Annotated in this window: 20 protein-coding genes and 5 tRNA genes; 5 read left to right on the top strand and 20 right to left on the bottom strand. The window is 62.4% G+C overall.

What is annotated here, in order from left to right; translation table 11 throughout:
- Positions 1-2: 2 nt before the first annotated feature.
- The 7 genes from AB5Y47_RS08605 to AB5Y47_RS08635 form a co-directional block, all read right to left on the bottom strand.
- Positions 3-79 (bottom strand) — tRNA-Val (locus AB5Y47_RS08605).
- A 39-nt stretch (positions 80-118) separates the two neighbouring features.
- Positions 119-195, bottom strand: a tRNA-Val gene (locus AB5Y47_RS08610).
- Positions 196-316: 121 nt separating this feature from the next.
- Positions 317-393, bottom strand: a tRNA-Val gene (locus AB5Y47_RS08615).
- Between the two features lie 17 nt (positions 394-410).
- Positions 411-487: transfer RNA gene (locus AB5Y47_RS08620), tRNA-Val, on the bottom strand.
- A gap of 11 nt (positions 488-498) precedes the next feature.
- Positions 499-575, bottom strand: a tRNA-Val gene (locus AB5Y47_RS08625).
- Positions 576-768: 193 nt separating this feature from the next.
- The gene (locus tag AB5Y47_RS08630) at positions 769-2,148 is read right to left on the bottom strand and encodes an MATE family efflux transporter (protein ID WP_029314480.1); all 1,380 of its coding nucleotides are present in this window, start codon (positions 2,146-2,148) and stop codon (positions 769-771) included.
- A gap of 151 nt (positions 2,149-2,299) precedes the next feature.
- Positions 2,300-2,506: a YaeP family protein gene (locus tag AB5Y47_RS08635; protein WP_010674629.1), complete on the bottom strand. Its 207-nt coding sequence runs from the start codon at positions 2,504-2,506 to the stop codon at positions 2,300-2,302.
- Positions 2,507-2,639: 133 nt separating this feature from the next.
- On the opposite strand from AB5Y47_RS08635, the gene AB5Y47_RS08640 reads away from it, so the two are divergent.
- Positions 2,640-3,251, top strand: a complete 612-nt coding sequence (locus AB5Y47_RS08640) for a riboflavin synthase (protein ID WP_048207609.1) — start codon at positions 2,640-2,642, stop codon at positions 3,249-3,251.
- A 102-nt stretch (positions 3,252-3,353) separates the two neighbouring features.
- Positions 3,354-3,644 carry a YciI family protein gene (locus AB5Y47_RS08645; protein ID WP_029314482.1) on the top strand — a complete coding sequence of 97 codons (291 nt, stop codon included), beginning with the start codon at positions 3,354-3,356 and terminating at the stop codon, positions 3,642-3,644.
- Between the two features lie 78 nt (positions 3,645-3,722).
- Here AB5Y47_RS08645 and AB5Y47_RS08650 read toward each other — a convergent pair whose 3' ends face one another.
- The 4 genes from AB5Y47_RS08650 to AB5Y47_RS08665 all read right to left on the bottom strand — a co-directional run bounded on the left by AB5Y47_RS08650 (position 3,723) and on the right by AB5Y47_RS08665 (position 6,987).
- Positions 3,723-3,926, bottom strand: coding sequence for a CPXCG motif-containing cysteine-rich protein (locus AB5Y47_RS08650; RefSeq protein WP_005336871.1), 204 nt, complete (start codon positions 3,924-3,926; stop codon positions 3,723-3,725).
- Between the two features lie 130 nt (positions 3,927-4,056).
- Positions 4,057-4,716, bottom strand: coding sequence for a hexitol phosphatase HxpB (hxpB, locus tag AB5Y47_RS08655; RefSeq protein WP_043155976.1), 660 nt, complete (start codon positions 4,714-4,716; stop codon positions 4,057-4,059).
- A gap of 128 nt (positions 4,717-4,844) precedes the next feature.
- Positions 4,845-6,023: a formate-dependent phosphoribosylglycinamide formyltransferase gene (gene purT, locus AB5Y47_RS08660; RefSeq protein WP_041211381.1), complete on the bottom strand. Its 1,179-nt coding sequence runs from the start codon at positions 6,021-6,023 to the stop codon at positions 4,845-4,847.
- A gap of 73 nt (positions 6,024-6,096) precedes the next feature.
- Positions 6,097-6,987: a DMT family transporter gene (locus AB5Y47_RS08665; RefSeq protein ID WP_323896443.1), complete on the bottom strand. Its 891-nt coding sequence runs from the start codon at positions 6,985-6,987 to the stop codon at positions 6,097-6,099.
- Between the two features lie 226 nt (positions 6,988-7,213).
- On the opposite strand from AB5Y47_RS08665, the gene AB5Y47_RS08670 reads away from it, so the two are divergent.
- The gene (locus tag AB5Y47_RS08670) at positions 7,214-7,801 is read left to right on the top strand and encodes an FMN-dependent NADH-azoreductase (protein ID WP_221366511.1); all 588 of its coding nucleotides are present in this window, start codon (positions 7,214-7,216) and stop codon (positions 7,799-7,801) included.
- 91 nt (positions 7,802-7,892) lie between these two features.
- On the opposite strand, the gene AB5Y47_RS08675 is transcribed toward AB5Y47_RS08670, so the two are convergent.
- From AB5Y47_RS08675 to AB5Y47_RS08690, 4 genes are all read right to left on the bottom strand, one after another.
- Positions 7,893-8,072, bottom strand: a complete 180-nt coding sequence (locus AB5Y47_RS08675; protein ID WP_010674636.1) for a hypothetical protein — start codon at positions 8,070-8,072, stop codon at positions 7,893-7,895.
- 161 nt (positions 8,073-8,233) lie between these two features.
- Entirely contained in the window at positions 8,234-8,422 is a 189-nt protein-coding gene (locus AB5Y47_RS08680) for a DUF4250 domain-containing protein (RefSeq protein WP_043155974.1), read from the bottom strand.
- Complete coding sequence (locus tag AB5Y47_RS08685; RefSeq protein ID WP_010674639.1) at positions 8,419-8,889, bottom strand: MarR family winged helix-turn-helix transcriptional regulator; 471 nt, start codon at positions 8,887-8,889, stop codon at positions 8,419-8,421. The genes AB5Y47_RS08680 and AB5Y47_RS08685 overlap by 4 nt, the downstream gene beginning before the upstream one ends.
- A gap of 150 nt (positions 8,890-9,039) precedes the next feature.
- Entirely contained in the window at positions 9,040-10,272 is a 1,233-nt protein-coding gene (locus AB5Y47_RS08690) for a UPF0149 family protein (protein WP_368220139.1), read from the bottom strand.
- A gap of 271 nt (positions 10,273-10,543) precedes the next feature.
- Here AB5Y47_RS08690 and AB5Y47_RS08695 point away from each other — a divergent pair, with 271 nt between their 5' ends.
- Complete coding sequence (locus AB5Y47_RS08695; RefSeq protein WP_042014378.1) at positions 10,544-11,413, top strand: S1 RNA-binding domain-containing protein; 870 nt, start codon at positions 10,544-10,546, stop codon at positions 11,411-11,413.
- 1 nt (position 11,414) lies between these two features.
- Positions 11,415-11,726, top strand: a complete 312-nt coding sequence (locus tag AB5Y47_RS08700; protein ID WP_042863822.1) for a DUF1289 domain-containing protein — start codon at positions 11,415-11,417, stop codon at positions 11,724-11,726.
- 45 nt (positions 11,727-11,771) lie between these two features.
- Here AB5Y47_RS08700 and AB5Y47_RS08705 read toward each other — a convergent pair whose 3' ends face one another.
- The 5 genes from AB5Y47_RS08705 to minD form a co-directional block, all read right to left on the bottom strand.
- Entirely contained in the window at positions 11,772-12,095 is a 324-nt protein-coding gene (locus AB5Y47_RS08705; protein ID WP_010674643.1) for an HI1450 family dsDNA-mimic protein, read from the bottom strand.
- Between the two features lie 284 nt (positions 12,096-12,379).
- Positions 12,380-13,087 (bottom strand): monofunctional biosynthetic peptidoglycan transglycosylase, encoded by a 708-nt coding sequence (mtgA, locus tag AB5Y47_RS08710; protein ID WP_288212312.1) that lies wholly within the window; start codon positions 13,085-13,087, stop codon positions 12,380-12,382.
- A 53-nt stretch (positions 13,088-13,140) separates the two neighbouring features.
- Complete coding sequence (locus tag AB5Y47_RS08715) at positions 13,141-13,467, bottom strand: HI1450 family dsDNA-mimic protein (RefSeq protein WP_167825555.1); 327 nt, start codon at positions 13,465-13,467, stop codon at positions 13,141-13,143.
- 180 nt (positions 13,468-13,647) lie between these two features.
- A complete protein-coding gene (gene minE, locus AB5Y47_RS08720) occupies positions 13,648-13,917 on the bottom strand; it encodes a cell division topological specificity factor MinE (RefSeq protein WP_010674646.1) in 270 nt (89 codons plus the stop codon).
- Positions 13,918-13,919: 2 nt separating this feature from the next.
- The gene (gene minD / locus AB5Y47_RS08725) at positions 13,920-14,732 is read right to left on the bottom strand and encodes a septum site-determining protein MinD (protein ID WP_010674647.1); all 813 of its coding nucleotides are present in this window, start codon (positions 14,730-14,732) and stop codon (positions 13,920-13,922) included.
- Positions 14,733-14,743 lie beyond the last annotated feature (11 nt).

Consider the following 14,743-nt stretch of genomic DNA (forward strand, 5'->3'; position numbering starts at 1 on the left):
TCTGGTGCGTCCTAGTGGATTCGAACCACCGACCCCCACCATGTCAAGGTGATGCTCTAACCAGCTGAGCTAAGGACGCAGGGTGCGCAAAGCGACTTTGTGTGTCATTGCAGGGGAGTGGTGGGTTTAATTGGATTCGAACCAACGACCCCTACCATGTCAAGGTAGTGCTCTAACCAACTGAGCTATAAACCCACATCTGTGTTCAACCGGATTCGAACCAACGACATTGCCTACGCCATGTCAAAGTACTGTTCTAACCGACTGAGCTATAAACCCACATCAAATTCATATCTGCAATTTATTCAAACTGTTATGGTGCGTCCTAGTGGATTCGAACCACCGACCCCCACCATGTCAAGGTGATGCTCTAACCAGCTGAGCTAAGGACGCATAACAGGGTTTCGTGATGGTGCGTCCTAGTGGATTCGAACCACCGACCCCCACCATGTCAAGGTGGTGCTCTAACCAGCTGAGCTAAGGACGCATCACGAAAAGTGGTGGGTTTAATTGGATTCGAACCAACGACCCCTACCATGTCAAGGTAGTGCTCTAACCAACTGAGCTATAAACCCACTTCATAAACCGAGCTGAAGACCCGTTTTATCCCGCCAGCACTGCTGGCGTGGTCGGCATACTACCCATGGCCCCCAAGGCTGTCAACAAGGGACATGCACAAAGGAGACTGTTTGCCCAGTTCTTGTGCAGCCTGTTGATTTTACAGGCGAGCCGTCCCAAAAGTGCGGCTCCCGTGCCCCTGGCCGCGCCCTATTGCGCCCGGGAGAGGGCTGTGCAGGCCGCGGGGCTGGCGAAGCGGCCGTAGATGACGCGCAGCCGCGCGCCCAGCATCAGGGCGGCGGAGGTGAGACCGACGATGAAGCCTATCCAGAAGCCCTGCGGGCCCATGCGCGGTACCACCCAGTCGGTCAGCCCCAGGATCATGCCGGTGGGCAGACCCAGCCCCCAATAGGCGACGATGGTGACGTAGAAGATGGCCTGGGTATCCTTGTAACCGCGCAGGGCCGCCGCGGCCACCACCTGTACCGAATCGGAGATCTGGTAGATGGCGGCGAAGAAGAGCAGGGTGGCGGCGAGGCCGATCACCTGCAGGTCGTCGGTGTAGATCCCCGCGATGGGGTCGCGCAGCAGCACGGTGAGGGCGGCGGTCGCGGCGGCGACGCCCATGCCCAGCATCAGGCCGGTGCGGGCGGCGACTCTGGCCTGATCCGGTTGACCTTCCCCTATGTTGTGACCGACCCGGATGGTCACGCCGACACCGATGGAGAGGGGCAGCATGAAGACCAGGCTGGAGAAGTTGAGCGCAATCTGGTGACTCGCCACCGTCTCCGCACCGAAGGGGGCCAGCATCAGGGCCACCACGGTAAACAGGGTCACCTCGCAGAAGATGGCCATGGCGATGGGAAACCCCAGGCGAAACAGGCGCCAGATCCGGCTGCCGTTGGGGCGTGCCAGCTGGGCGAACAGGTTGATGCGCTTGAAGTGGGCAGAGCACTTCACATAGACGATCATCGCCAGCAGCATGGCCCAGAGCACGATGGCAGTGGCTACGCCGCAGCCGACGCCGCCGAGTTTCGGCATGCCGAAGTGGCCGTGAATGAAGATGTAGTTGGCGGGGATGTTGACCGCGAGCCCCACGAACCCGATCACCATGGTCGGCATGGTGTGGGAGAGCCCCTCACTGAAGTTGCGCAGCACCTGGAACATCACGAAGGCGGGCAGGCCCCACAGGATGGCGTGCAGGTAGCCGGCAGTCTTGGCCGCCATGACGGGATCCACATCCATGAACTGCAGTGCCAGGGGGCTGAAGTAGAGTGCCACCATGGCGATGGGCGTGACGATGAGGGCGAGCCAGAAGCCCTGGTGCACGGCGGGGCGCACCTCATCCTGCTTGCGGGCGCCGTTGAGCTGGGAAACGATGGGGGTGAGGGCCATGATGATGCCCTGCACCAGCAAGATGATCGGCAGCCAGAAGCTGGACGCCACCGACACGGCGGCCAGATCCACGGCGCTCACCTGTCCCGCCATCACGGTATCGACGAAGTTCATGGCGATCTGGGCCACCTGGGCGACCAGAATGGGGCTGGCTAGACGAACGAGCTGCTTCGCCTCGGACCAATAACGTTGCACTGACACCTCCGAGTGGATCAGATAAAAGAGAAAGAGCGGGCAAGAGAGATGGGCTTTTGCCTCCTCGTCCTGAGGAGACAAAATGCGGGGGTGTCATTCTAGCCTGAAAAACCGCCAACGGGGAAGGTCGGCGGCAGATTTGTAGCCGGGATCAGGCGTCTTCGTGATCGCTGATCAGCAGGTTGGCCGCGGCATAGGCCGCCTGCTCGCGCAGATCCGCCGGTACCCGCTCGTCGGAGGCCACGGCGTTGAGCGCCCGTATGCTGGCGGCAATGGCCTGGGGCACATAACCCTGCTCACCGGAGCCAATCTGGTTGTAGGCGATGCGAATGGCTTCACAGCATTGATATACCTGCATTTTTGTTTCCTCGTTCAGTCTGGATTGATTGGGGTCACTATAGCGATCGCGCTTCTCCTTGTCAGCCGGCACCCTTGTCTTGCAAGGTGGCCGGGGGTAACCTGCCGACAATTTTCACAGCCTGGAGAGACTCATGTTCACCGGCATCGTACAAGGGACCGCCGAACTGGTGGCCATCGATTCACTGCCCAATTTTCGCACCCACGTGATCCGCATGCCGAGCCCGGCCTGGGGCGAGGGGCTGGCCCTGGGGGCCTCGGTAGCCCACAACGGCTGCTGCCTGACCGTCACCCGGGTGGAGGGGGATCTGGTCAGCTTCGATCTGATGCAGGAGACTCTGCGCCTCACCAACCTCGGGCAACTGGTGGTGGGGGACAAGGTCAACGTGGAGCGGGCCGCCCGCTTTGGGGACGAGATTGGCGGCCATGCCATGTCCGGCCACATCATGGGGACGGCCGAGGTGACCTCGGTCATCGACACCCCCAACAACCGCCAGGTGTGGTATCGCCTCGATCCTGCGCTCATGAAATACGTGCTGACCAAGGGCTACATCGGCATCGACGGCATCAGCCTCACCGTGGGCGAGGTGCGCGCCAGCGAGTTCTGCGTCAACCTGATCCCCGAGACCCTGGCCCGGACCAACCTGGGCTGGGTCAAGGCCGGCTGGCAGACCAACATCGAGATTGACCCCCAGACCCAGGCCATCGTCGACACGGTGGAGCGGGTGCTGGCGGCGCGCCAGTAACCACCTGAGCGCTGCCCCCAGGGTTCGAAGAGGAGGGCGGCATCACGGGAAAGGCGCCCTCTTGTGGAAGAGGCGCCGCCCCAGGGCCTTGGAGACTTCTCTATGTTTGTCGTGACATTGACTTATGTGAAACCGCTGGCGGAGATCGATGCCCTGATCCCGGCCCACATTGCGTGGCTGGAGCGGCAGTATGCCGCAGGCCATTTTCTGGCATCCGGGCGTCGGGTACCCCGAGTCGGGGGCGTCATACTGGCGCAGGGAGTGAGCCGAGACGCCCTGGAGGCGATGCTGGCAGAGGATCCCTTCAAGCAGGCAGAGGCGGCCGATTATCAGGTGGTGGAGTTTGTTCCGACCATGACGTCGGCGAAGGCGGCGTGCTTGAGGGAGGCGTGACCCAGCCTGACGATGGCACCAGAACAAACGGGACCCACAGGGTCCCGTTTGTTTTTGTCTGTGTCTGGACAGGGGGATTCAGAACAGCTGCTCGTCGTCGGCATCCACGAAGAGTTGCAGGCAGTCGCGGGCTTCATCCCGGTGCAGCCGCAGATGGATGGGGTTGCAGCAGGCCATGCAATCTTCGTAGAACTCCTGATCCCCCTGGCTGGCATCCAGCTCGACCCGGGTGTGGTGGCCGCAGTGGGGGCAGACGATACGCTTGCTGGTGTATTCGATCATGGTGACCTCCTCGGGCCCGTGGGCCGTCTCTGTGCTCCTGCTGATTCTAGTCGCCACAGGGCGGCGCAACCGCGAGCAAGCGCACGTTTATGAGCGGGCTCAAGGGAGGCAGGAGGTCAGTCCGTGTTGCCTACTTGACCCAGCCGGCCAGCATCTCTGTGTTCAGCTCGGCAAGAGAGCGCAACTCGTGGTTGGCGATGGCCAGACGGGGATCGCCGACCAGTGCCGGGTCCGGCACGATCAGCGCCGTCATGGAGGCTGCCTTGGCTGCCAGCAGGCCGGTGAAGCTGTCCTCGATGGCGAGACAGTGCACAGGCTCGACGCCGAGCTTCTCGGCGGCGTGGATATAGACATCCGGGTGGGGTTTGCCAAAGCGCTCCACCTCGGCGGAGTGGACCGCCATGAAACGGTCCTGGATGCCGAGTTTGCCGAGCACCGCCTCGACCATGGCAAACGGGGAGGAGGTGGCGAGCCCGATCTTGAGCCCTTGGGCCTCGATGAGGTCGAGCGCTTCCAGCACCCCGGCCTTGGGCTGTCCCTCTTGCAGGATGAGCGCGATCACCTGATCCAGGATGCGCTGTACCACCTCTTCCTGGCTGGGGCTGCTCCAGGGGCGGATCCGGTACCAGTGGGCCACCAGCTGATCGATGCGCACCCCTATGGTGGAGTTGCAGTCCTCCTCGGTGTGGAAGTGGCCCAGTTCGGCGAAGACGGCCATCTGTGCCCGTTGCCAGAAGGGTTCCGAGTCGATCAGAACACCATCCATATCGAAGATCACGGCAGTTAACATCTTGTACTCCTGACATAGGTGAAGGGGGGATTATAAGCCCGGTGCTTCAATGGGAAAGGGGCAGTCACCTGCCCCTTGCGCCGGATCACGCAGATAAACGTTTGTTTTTGCGTGGTAAAGCGGATTGCCTAGAACAGTACTTCTACCCGGGCTGCCACCGTCTTGGCCTGCTCCACGGCTTCCTGGCAATCCTGCCCGCGGGCGAGCGCCACCCCGAGGCGACGACGACCGGCGATCTCCGGCTTGCCAAAGAGACGCAACTGGGCACCGGGCACCAGGGCCAGTGCCTCGCCAATCCCCTGATAGCGGATATCCTGGCTGTGGCCTTCCCGCAGCACCACGGCAGAGGCGCTCGGGCCGTACTGGGTGATGGTGCCGACGGGCAGCCCCAGGATGGCGCGCACGTGCAGGGCGAACTCGGAGAGATCCTGGGAGATCAGGGTCACCATGCCGGTGTCGTGGGGGCGGGGGGAGACTTCGCTGAACCACACCTCGTCACCCCTGATGAAGAGCTCGACCCCGAACAGACCGTAGCCGCCAAGGGCTTCAACCACCTTGGCCGCCACCTCCTTGGAGCGGGCCAGGGCCAGCTCGCTCATGGCCTGGGGCTGCCAGGATTCGCGGTAGTCGCCATCCTCCTGACGATGGCCGATAGGCTCGCAGAAGTGGATGCCATCGACGGCGCGCACCGTGAGCAGGGTGATCTCGTACTCGAAAGGAACGAAGCCTTCGACAATCACCTTGCCACGACCGGCACGGCCCCCCTCCTGGGCATAGGTCCAGCTTTCATCCAGCCTGGCGAGATCGCGCAGCAGGCTCTGCCCCTTGCCGGAGGAGCTCATCACCGGTTTGACCACGCAGGGGAGGCCGATGGCCTCGACTGCGGCCACAAACTCCTCCTTGCTCTGGGCAAAGCGGTAGGCAGAGGTGGGCAGCCCCAGGGTTTCGGCGGCGAGGCGACGGATCCCCTCCCGGTTCATGGTGAGCTGGGTGGCGCGGGCATTGGGCACCACCTTGACCCCTTCCTGCTCGAGGGCGGCCAGGGTGTCGGTGGCGATGGCTTCAATCTCGGGGATGATGAGGTCGGGCTTGACCTCGGCCACCAGGGCGCGCAGGGCGGCACCATCCAGCATGTCCAGCACGCGGGCCTGGTGGGCCACCTGCATGGCGGGGGCGTTGGCATAGCGGTCGGCGGCGATCACCTCGATACCGAGCCGCTGCAGCTCGATGGCGACCTCCTTGCCGAGTTCGCCTGATCCCAGCAGCAGGGCGCGGGTCGCAGTGGGGCGGGTGGCGGTTCCAAACATCTGATCTCTCCTGAGGTCGGTGGTCAGCAGGGCTGATCCGGGTGAGCAAAAAAAGAGGCACGCATGGCGTACCTCAGGAAGTGGGTGGGTGGGCGCGCTGCTCCAGATGGGTGAGCAGGGTGATGGCGCCGATGATGATGGCCGCCCCCAGCCACAAGCGACCGGGGGGCGCCCAGCCAAATACCAGCCAGCCGGCCAGCACGTTCATGGGCAGCTTGGCAAAATCAAAAGGTTGCACGAAGGAGGCCTCCGCCACGCTGTAGGCGCGGGCGATGGACATCTGGGCCAGTGCCGACAGTACGCCCGAGGCGGCCACCAGCAGCCACTGGGTTTCGCTCGGCCACTGCCATTCAGGGATCGCCAGCATGGCGTTGAACGGGGTGCTGAAGACGAGCAGGTAGACGACGATGGTGTGGGACGACTCGCTGGCTGCCTGATAGCGCACCAGCAAGGAGTAGCCTGCCCAGAAGAGGGCGGCCGCCACCGGCAGCAGGGAGGCCAGGGTGAAGTCGTCGGTCCAGGGGGCCAGGATCAGCATGGCGCCGACAAAGCCGGCCAGGGTGGCCAGGATGCGGGTCCGGCTCACCTGCTCTTTGAGAAAGAGGGCTGATCCCAGGGTGGCAAACAGGGGGGAGGTCATCAAGAGCGCGATCCCCTGCCAGATGGGGACGGGGACCGCCAGGGCCCAGAGCCAGAACTGGATGCCGGTCACCGCAAGGGCGACCCGCAGCAGGTGCAGGCGCAGCTGGTTCGTCATCAGGGACTGGCGCAGACCGTGGCGCACCAGCCAGGGCAGCAGGCAGACCAGGGCGATCAGATATTGGTGAAAGGCGACCTGGGTCGAGGGGAGGCCGAGCGTGAAGCTGACATACTGGCTCAGGCTGTTGACGGCGGCGAAGCAGAGGCCTGCCACCATCATCCAGACGGCGCCGGCAAAGGGGGAGTGCCTGCGGGAGGAGGTCATGAGATCCGGATCACGTACAAAAAGTGCGGCGGATCATAACGGCAATCGTTTGTCATGCCAAGGGTGCGGAGTTTGATGAGCCCCTCTCTGCCGAGGAAATGCACAGACATCAAATTTTTTGAATGACTTGAGCATCTATTTTCGCTATCAGGCTTTAATGCCAGTCTTTATAGTGACCTCCATCGACAGCCTGGCTGTTCAATTGACAATCAAATGGAGTTTCACCATGGCCAATATCCTCGTTCTGAAGTCCAGCATCCTGGGCCAGTATTCCCAATCCAACGCCCTGATCGACGGCTACCTGGCCGAGCGCCAGGGTGACACCATCCAGGTACGCGATCTGGCGACCCTGAACCTGCCGGTGCTGGACGGCGAGCTGGCCATGGGCCTGCGTGGTGGCGAGAACCTGAACGAGCGTCAGCAAGCGGTGCTGACCCAGTCCGACGAGCTGGTCGCCGAGCTCAAGGCGAGCGATCTGGTGATCATCGCGGCCCCCATGTACAACTTCAACATCCCGACCCAGCTGAAAAACTGGATCGATCTGGTGGCCCGTGCCGGCGTGACCTTCCGTTACACCGAGACCGGTCCGGTCGGCCTGGTGGAGAACACCCGCGCCCTGGTGGTCAGCCCCCGTGGCGGCATGCATGTGGGCAATGCCACCGACCTGGTGACCCCCTACATGCGTACCGTGCTGGGCTTCATCGGCATCACCGAAGTGGACTTCATCTATGCCGAGGGCATGGGCATGGGTCCGGAGGCGCAAGCCAAGGGGATCGAGCAGGCCAAGGAGCAGCTGGAAACTCTGGCTTACTGATGCGACTCGGGGCCTCCCCAGTATCCTGAAACAACAACGCAGCCCTCGGGCTGCGTTGTTGTTTTTGGGCAGTCATCGCGCTCTGGCGTCGTTATTCGCGCAGGAAGTGGCGGCAGCCGCTGCCGACCATTAGAAAGACCGCCACGAGGGAGGCCAGCAGCAGGGTGGTGAGCCACTGCTCGGCGCTGTTGGGGACCTGGGGGAGGAAGAGGCTGATCACCAGCAATGTGCAGAGGGTGATCAGGCTGGTTGGTCGAATGAGGCGCATCATGGGTCATCCTTGGCTGCGGGTGGTGAACGAGAGGCTAACCGCGGTCTGTGACAACAAGATGTATCCATACCTCTTGCGAACATCAACGGACCGGGTAGCCACCACCTTAGCAGCTTTTGCCGACGGAGCCAGCGGCATGGGTCGGGTTGTGATCCGGATCCCTATCTGAACTGCTTCTGATCTTCCTGATAGTGAAAATCGCCGCTGGCCAGCCTGGCGACCAGGGCCTCCTTGTCGAGATCCTGCGCCCGGCAAAGATCATCGAGATCCTCGTAGTGATCACGCAGCTGCATGTTGACCAGGCTCAGCAGCATGTTGACATCCATGGTGGCAAAGTTGTTCAGCTTCATGAGGGTTGCTCGTTGTCCAGCAGGTGAAGTTGTTCGATGGCATCGCTGACGCTCTGCAGGTGCAGGCGAATGCTCTGACGCGCCTCGGCCGGCAGATAGTCGGTGAGGGTGTGCTGCCAGCTTCCCGCCTCCGTCTTGAGCTGCTGGAACAGGGTGAGCCCCGCCGGGGTGAAGGAGACCAGGCTGATGCGCTTGTCCTGCACGCTGTTCTCGGTGAACAGGATGCCTTTCTCCACCAGACGATGGATCTCGCGGGAGATCCGTACCTTGTCCATGCCGCTCGCCTCCACCAGTTCCTTCTGGCTGATGGGGTAGTGGGGGCCGAGCACCATCATCAGGCGCCACTGGGGCACGGTGAGTTGGTACCGCTGCTGATAAAACTGTTCAAAGGTATCGCGCACCATCTCAGCGGCGTGAACCAGCTGATAAGGAGGGTAGTGCGCGAGCAGCTCAATGATCTTCGACATATGACATCCTGCTGTGGCGGCTGCATCGGGTGCAGTTTCTCTTGATACTTTGGCCTTGATGATACGTAACACAGGGGCATTTGTCTGACCAGTCACCAGAAAAATGTGCGTTTGCGCACGTGTTCTGTCATCGAATCGGCAATTGGGGTCTCAACTGGCCTGCTTGCCCGCACTCTTTCGCAGCCATATCAAGGCGTTGTGGGTCAGCCAGGCCTCGCGACTCTGCAAGGCGTAGAGCGCCGCCTCGTCACGGCTGCCTCCCTGCCAGCGGCGAGGCTCCTGCTTGGGCAAGCGGCGCTGGCCCAGCAAAGTGGCGGGCACATGGGGATTGACCTCCATTGCCGCCGCCAGATGAGGGCGCGCCGCCGCTTCCCCTTCGCAGACAAAGCTCATCAAGGCCTTGTTGTAGAGCAGCCAGCAGGAGGCTTCATCAAAGCGCACCAGCAGTTGTTGCAGGGCATCCCATTCCCCTTGCCAGGCATAGAGGGTGGAGAGGGGGTGGCGGCAAGCGGGCTCGTCGGCGCGGCAGAGGGCGAGCAGGGCCAGGTACTCATCCCGAGCTTGCCCAAGCTGCCTAAGTCGCAGCAGGCAATCGGCTCGACCGGCCCTGGCCGCGATCAGAGGGCGTGCCTTGGGGACCTGCCAGCCATGGCCCGCGTGGGCTTGCCAGAATGCCTCATCGAACAGGAGGTTGGCATCGGCAATGATGCGCTCGAACCAGCCAAGGCGAGGGAGGGGATCGCGGCTCTCTGCCGCCAGCTCGAACCACTGCTGCCACTGGCGAGTCTGCTCGTTGTCCAGGGACGGGCTCTCTTCAGGCTCGGCCTCGTAGTGATCCTGGCCGAGCAGGAGGTTGAGGGCCGTCTTCATCTGCTGGCGTTGACGCTTGCAAAAATCGAGGAAGGGGAGCTCGCTGGCCGCAGCCTGGTGCAGCATCATGGCCATGGGCTTGTCGCGAAACAGGCAGAGCTCGGCCACCAGGCTGAAGCGATGGCGGGTCGCCGGATCGTTCAGGTCGGTCGGCGCCGGCCAGCAGGCCACCCCCTGACTGAAGCCATAGCTCCATTGGCCCAGAGGATGGCGCTTGTCAAACACCTGCTCCGGGTTGTCGGTAGAGAGGCGACACTGGCTCGGCAGGGCCAGCTGCGCGTCGTCGGCCTGGGCTTCCAGCTCGGCGATCAGGTGATGCAGCGCCTCGGCACTCTTCCCGTCCAGCGCTGCATCATGAGGCAGCAGGCCGGCCAGCGGATCTTGCCAGTCGGGGGCAACGGGCCCCGTTAGACGGGCGCACAGGAAGCCGTGCAGGGCGGGGTAACTCATCTCCTGCTGGCTGTGGGTCTGGATCCATTGATTGAGATGACGGGTACGAGTGGCTGGGTTCATCGACGCTTCCTCTGGATTTGACGGCCGCGAAGTCTACCTAAAAGTGGGGTTATTTGCAGCAAAGGGGGAACTGAATGCTGCTAATATCGTCAATCTGGCCACCCGGGAGCGGGAAAAGAGGTCAGACACAGGGGGGAGGGGCTAGGTCCTGCTGCCGCTCTGGGGTAACATGCGCGCCTGCATGACATAAATCGGCCCCGTCCTCTCTCATCCGACGGAGGCGATGCACCTCTATATGACGGGTCTTCCATGAGATGGGCCCATCCGGATATTGAAAGAAGAGATCACCATGTTACAGATTGGCAAGATGAACACCCTGACCGTCGTCGAGATCGAGGAGCGCGGCGCCTGGCTGGCGGCGGGGGAATACGGCGAGCTGCTGCTGCCCAGGCGCCAGTTGCCGGAAGGCGTCGCCGAGGAGAGCGAGGTGTCCGTCTTCCTCTATCTGGATGCGGATTGCGAGCCGGTGATCACCACCGACAAGCCCTTCGCCATGGTGGGGGACATCGTCGGTCTCAAGGTGGTCAACGCCAACAAGATTGGTGCCTTCCTCGACTGGGGCATGAAAAAGGATCTCTTCGTACCAAGCCGCGAGCAGAACAAGCCGATGCAGGTGGGCCATGTCTATCTGGTGCACCTGATGCTGGACAACGAAGGGCGCATGGTCGGCACCAGCCGTCTGGAGCGTTTCCTGCGCATCGACCCTCCTTTCAAGAGCGGTGACGAGGTGACGGTGCTGCCGGGGGAGCACACCCCCCTTGGCATCAAGGCCGTGGTCAATGGCCAGTACGCCGGCATGCTGTTCAAGAACGAGGTGTTCGGCCGCGTGATGACGGGCCGACCGCTGACCGCCTGGGTCAAGCAGGTGCGCGAAGATGGCAAGCTGGACCTGACCCTGCAAAAGCCGGGGCTGGCCCGGATGGATGACGCCGGTGCACGCATTCTGCTGCGCCTGCAAAAGCAGGGGGGCAGCCTTGCGGTGGGAGACAAGAGCGATCCTGACGTCATCTACAAGATGTTCAGCATGAGCAAGGGCACCTTCAAGAAAGCGATCGGCGGCCTCTACAAGCAGGGCAAGATCGTCATCGAGGAGCACAGCATCCGCCTCGTGGGCTCCGACACGCCGGCAGGGGACGAATAAGGTGCCGAGTCCCTGCATCGGTGACTGCCGGGCCAAGGAGGGGCTCTGCCTCGGCTGTGGCCGCACCCTGACCGAGATAGGCCAGTGGTCCGTCATGGACAGCGAGGCCCAGCTGGCCCGCATGGCCGAGCTCGATGGCTCGAAGAGCACCCATGCCTGCCCGGGCTGCGGCGAGCCGGCGTTCTGCGCCGTGTCGGCGGGGGAACCCATCGAGCGCTGCTGGTGCAGCCAGCTTCCCGCGCTGCCCATGAGCGATGCCAGCGCCTGCTGGTGTCGCCGCTGTCTGGCCAAGGCCATCGCGGCACGCCCCTGACTCGGGCATCGCAAAAAACGAAAAAGGCGCCTGGGGCGCCTTTTCTTATGCCTGTTGCTGGCGGTGCCAGCGGATATGCACGTCGTGCTCGCTCTGATCCCGTGGGAGGAGGAAGGTGGCGTAGATCACCTCGAACTCGTCCTGATGATCCAGCAAGCCGACCCAGACCTCGGCCCAACGTGCCATGTCCACCGGCTCGCCGAGTTCGGTCGACCAGTCGGCATTGGGCAGGGTTGCCTCCACCGCGCCACGTTGCTCGAACTCGAGGGTGATGTCGACGATTTGTTCGGGGGCCAGCATGTCGGCGGCCTGCTCCAGAAACTGATCATAGGCCCACTCGACCAGCTGATCCGGGCTACGTTGTTCCATGAAATCACTCCAGATACGTCCAGGTTCGCCACTTTAACAAGTATTGGGATGGGCAGCCAGCCCGGGGGCGGTGACGCCGTGCTGTCAAATGGCGGGAGTAGGGGATAAGGTTAACAGAGCCGCCAGCAGGGGCGGCGTGACGGGGCGGCCTGGCAAGATGAAGCGACGACAGTACAGAAGGCAGATCAAGCGGCGGCGCGAAACCTGGTGGTGGCACTATCTGCCCCTTCATCGGGAAACCGTCGGCGGCCATCTGGGGCCCGCCTCTGATCCGCAGGATGGCGCTACTCTGTGCCGTGGACCCGGTTCAGGGTGACTTGCCCGAGTTGACCCATCTGACGACGGATCCAGGCCGAGCGCTGCTGCACATAGGGTGAGGGGGGCTTGACCCGATAACGCCAGGGGTTGGGCAGGGCGGCGGCGAGCAGGGAGGCCTCGTAGCGGGTGAGGCGTATCGCCGGCTTGCCGAAGTAGTGCCTGGCGGCCGCCTCGGCGCCATAGATGCCGGGTCCGAACTCCACGATGTTGAGATACACCTCGAGAATGCGGGACTTGTCCCAGCCCAGCTCCATCAACAGGGTGAACCAGGCCTCTATCCCCTTGCGCAGGAAGCTGCGATCGCTCCACATGAAGAGGTTCTTGGCGGTCTGCTGGCTGAGGGTGCTGGCACCGCGCACCCGCCCGCTTTGCTGGTTGTGCCTGAGGGCCGAGCTGATGGCATCCATGTCAAAACCGTGATGTTCGGCAAAGCGCTGATCCTCGGCGGCGATCACCGCCAGTTGCAGCTCCCGGGAAATCTGCTCAAGCGGCACCCAGTCGTGCTTCACCTCGGCCACCTTGGCAGGGGGAAACAGGGCGCGTTCGAGGCGCCAGGTCCACATGGGGGGGTCGATGAAGCGCAGCAGCGCGACCGAGACGATGGTGCTCGCAAAGGCGGCCAGCAGCAGCTTGCCGAGCCAGCCCAGCAGTCGCCGTTTGTGCGAAGGCCTCACGGGCTCGGGCCCGCCGTCCCAGTCATAGTGGCTAGGATCATCGGGATCCGGAATTATTGGGGCAGCCATTCGATGTGGCAGAACTTCTCGTCGACGCGGCGGGAGAGCAGCATGCGGGCAAACAGGTGCTCGTACTCTTCTTGTTCGTTGCCAAGGCCGACCCAGATCTCGGCATAGTCGGCGTCGTTCACCTCAAACCCCACGTCGGCCGCCCAGTCGTCGGCGGGATCGGTCTCCGCCAGCAGGCCGCGGTCGTTGAACTCCTGATTGAAGCGGACGATCTCCTGCTCGGGCAGGTTGTCGGAGGCCAGCTCCATGAAGAGTTCGAGGGCGGTGTCGAGCAGTTCCTCGACGCTGTGCATTTCGTCATTCAAAGACATAAGAGCCGTGTTCCAGATAAGGGGGGAGGGAAAGCCCGTCGGCAGCGCCTCGGGGTGCGCGGTATTCTAGCTGGCCCTGATGCCCTTGGCGAGATGCCGGGACGCCAGGCATTAAAAAACCGGATCCTGGGAAAGGATCCGGTCTTCATTGGGGGAAGGGGTCGCGCATGGTGCGTCAGCTCATCCCTTCTTCTGGTCGTCGGCGAAGGTGATGTTGAGCTCCAGCACCGACAATTCGTCACTCTTCTGATCAAGCTGGACGGTGATCTTGTCCGGGTCGATCTGCACGTATTTGCGGATCACGTCGAGGATGTCCTGCTTGAGCTGGGGCAGGTAATCCGGCCCCCCTCTGGATGAACGCTCGTGAGCCACGATGATCTGCAACCGCTCTTTGGCCAGTTGTGCGGTGTTCTGTTTCTTGTTGGAACGAAAATAATCCAATAATGACATGCTTAACTCCCGAACAGTCGGCTAAAGAAGCCCTTCTTCTCTTCTTCCAGAAAACGGAAATCCTTGGTGTCACCCAGCAGACGGGCGACGGCGTCCTCGTAGGCCTGACCGGCATCGGACTCCTTGTCCAGAATGACCGGCTCGCCGGAGTTGGAGGCGCGCAGCACCGCCTGGGACTCCGGGATCACCCCGAGCAGTTTGATGGCCAGGATCTCCTGTACGTCCTGCACGCTCAGCATGTCGCCGCGGTTGACGCGGGTCGGGCAGTAGCGGGTCAGCAGCAGGTGCTCCTTGATGGGATCCTCACCGCGCTCGGCACGGCGGGACTTGGAGGCCAGGATACCGAGGATGCGATCCGAGTCACGCACGGAAGAGACTTCCGGGTTGGTGGTGACGATGGCTTCGTCGGCGAAATAGAGCGCCATCAGGGCGCCGGATTCGATACCGGCGGGGGAGTCGCAGACGATGTAGTCAAACTGCATCTCCGCCAGCTGATCCAGGATCTTCTCCACCCCTTCACGGGTCAGGGCATCCTTGTCCCGGGTCTGGGAGGCGGGCAGGATGAACAGGTTTTCGCAACGCTTGTCCTTGATGAGGGCCTGGTTGAGGTTGGCTTCCCCGTTGATGACGTTGACGAAGTCATAGACCACGCGCCGCTCGCAACCCATGATGAGGTCCAGGTTTCTCAGACCAATGTCAAAATCGATGACCACGGTCTTGTGGCCACGCTGGGCCAGACCGGTGCTCAGTGCCGCGCTGGTTGTCGTCTTGCCAACGCCACCCTTGCCCGATGTAACGACTATGATTCGCGCCATTCTCGCTTCCT

The organism is Aeromonas sp. R7-2, from assembly GCF_040908105.1.
GTDB classification, from domain to species: domain Bacteria; phylum Pseudomonadota; class Gammaproteobacteria; order Enterobacterales; family Aeromonadaceae; genus Aeromonas; species Aeromonas caviae.

Excerpts from the sequence above, each read along its gene's own strand:
- AB5Y47_RS08685 (WP_010674639.1), bottom strand. The coding sequence starts at position 8,889 with ATGTCGAAGATCATTGAGCTGCTCGCGCACTACCCTCCTTATCAGCTG.
- AB5Y47_RS08705 (WP_010674643.1), bottom strand. The coding sequence starts at position 12,095 with ATGGAACAACGTAGCCCGGATCAGCTGGTCGAGTGGGCCTATGATCAG.
- AB5Y47_RS08675 (WP_010674636.1), bottom strand. The coding sequence starts at position 8,072 with ATGATGCGCCTCATTCGACCAACCAGCCTGATCACCCTCTGCACATTG.
- purT (WP_041211381.1), bottom strand. The coding sequence starts at position 6,023 with ATGTTTGGAACCGCCACCCGCCCCACTGCGACCCGCGCCCTGCTGCTG.
- AB5Y47_RS08690 (WP_368220139.1), bottom strand. The coding sequence starts at position 10,272 with ATGAACCCAGCCACTCGTACCCGTCATCTCAATCAATGGATCCAGACC.
- minE (WP_010674646.1), bottom strand. The coding sequence starts at position 13,917 with ATGTCATTATTGGATTATTTTCGTTCCAACAAGAAACAGAACACCGCA.
- AB5Y47_RS08635 (WP_010674629.1), bottom strand. The coding sequence starts at position 2,506 with ATGCAGGTATATCAATGCTGTGAAGCCATTCGCATCGCCTACAACCAG.
- AB5Y47_RS08715 (WP_167825555.1), bottom strand. The coding sequence starts at position 13,467 with ATGTCTTTGAATGACGAAATGCACAGCGTCGAGGAACTGCTCGACACC.
- AB5Y47_RS08670 (WP_221366511.1), top strand. The coding sequence starts at position 7,214 with ATGGCCAATATCCTCGTTCTGAAGTCCAGCATCCTGGGCCAGTATTCC.
- AB5Y47_RS08645 (WP_029314482.1), top strand. The coding sequence starts at position 3,354 with ATGTTTGTCGTGACATTGACTTATGTGAAACCGCTGGCGGAGATCGAT.
- hxpB (WP_043155976.1), bottom strand. The coding sequence starts at position 4,716 with ATGTTAACTGCCGTGATCTTCGATATGGATGGTGTTCTGATCGACTCG.
- AB5Y47_RS08665 (WP_323896443.1), bottom strand. The coding sequence starts at position 6,987 with ATGACCTCCTCCCGCAGGCACTCCCCCTTTGCCGGCGCCGTCTGGATG.
- minD (WP_010674647.1), bottom strand. The coding sequence starts at position 14,732 with ATGGCGCGAATCATAGTCGTTACATCGGGCAAGGGTGGCGTTGGCAAG.
- AB5Y47_RS08640 (WP_048207609.1), top strand. The coding sequence starts at position 2,640 with ATGTTCACCGGCATCGTACAAGGGACCGCCGAACTGGTGGCCATCGAT.
- AB5Y47_RS08650 (WP_005336871.1), bottom strand. The coding sequence starts at position 3,926 with ATGATCGAATACACCAGCAAGCGTATCGTCTGCCCCCACTGCGGCCAC.
- AB5Y47_RS08680 (WP_043155974.1), bottom strand. The coding sequence starts at position 8,422 with ATGAAGCTGAACAACTTTGCCACCATGGATGTCAACATGCTGCTGAGC.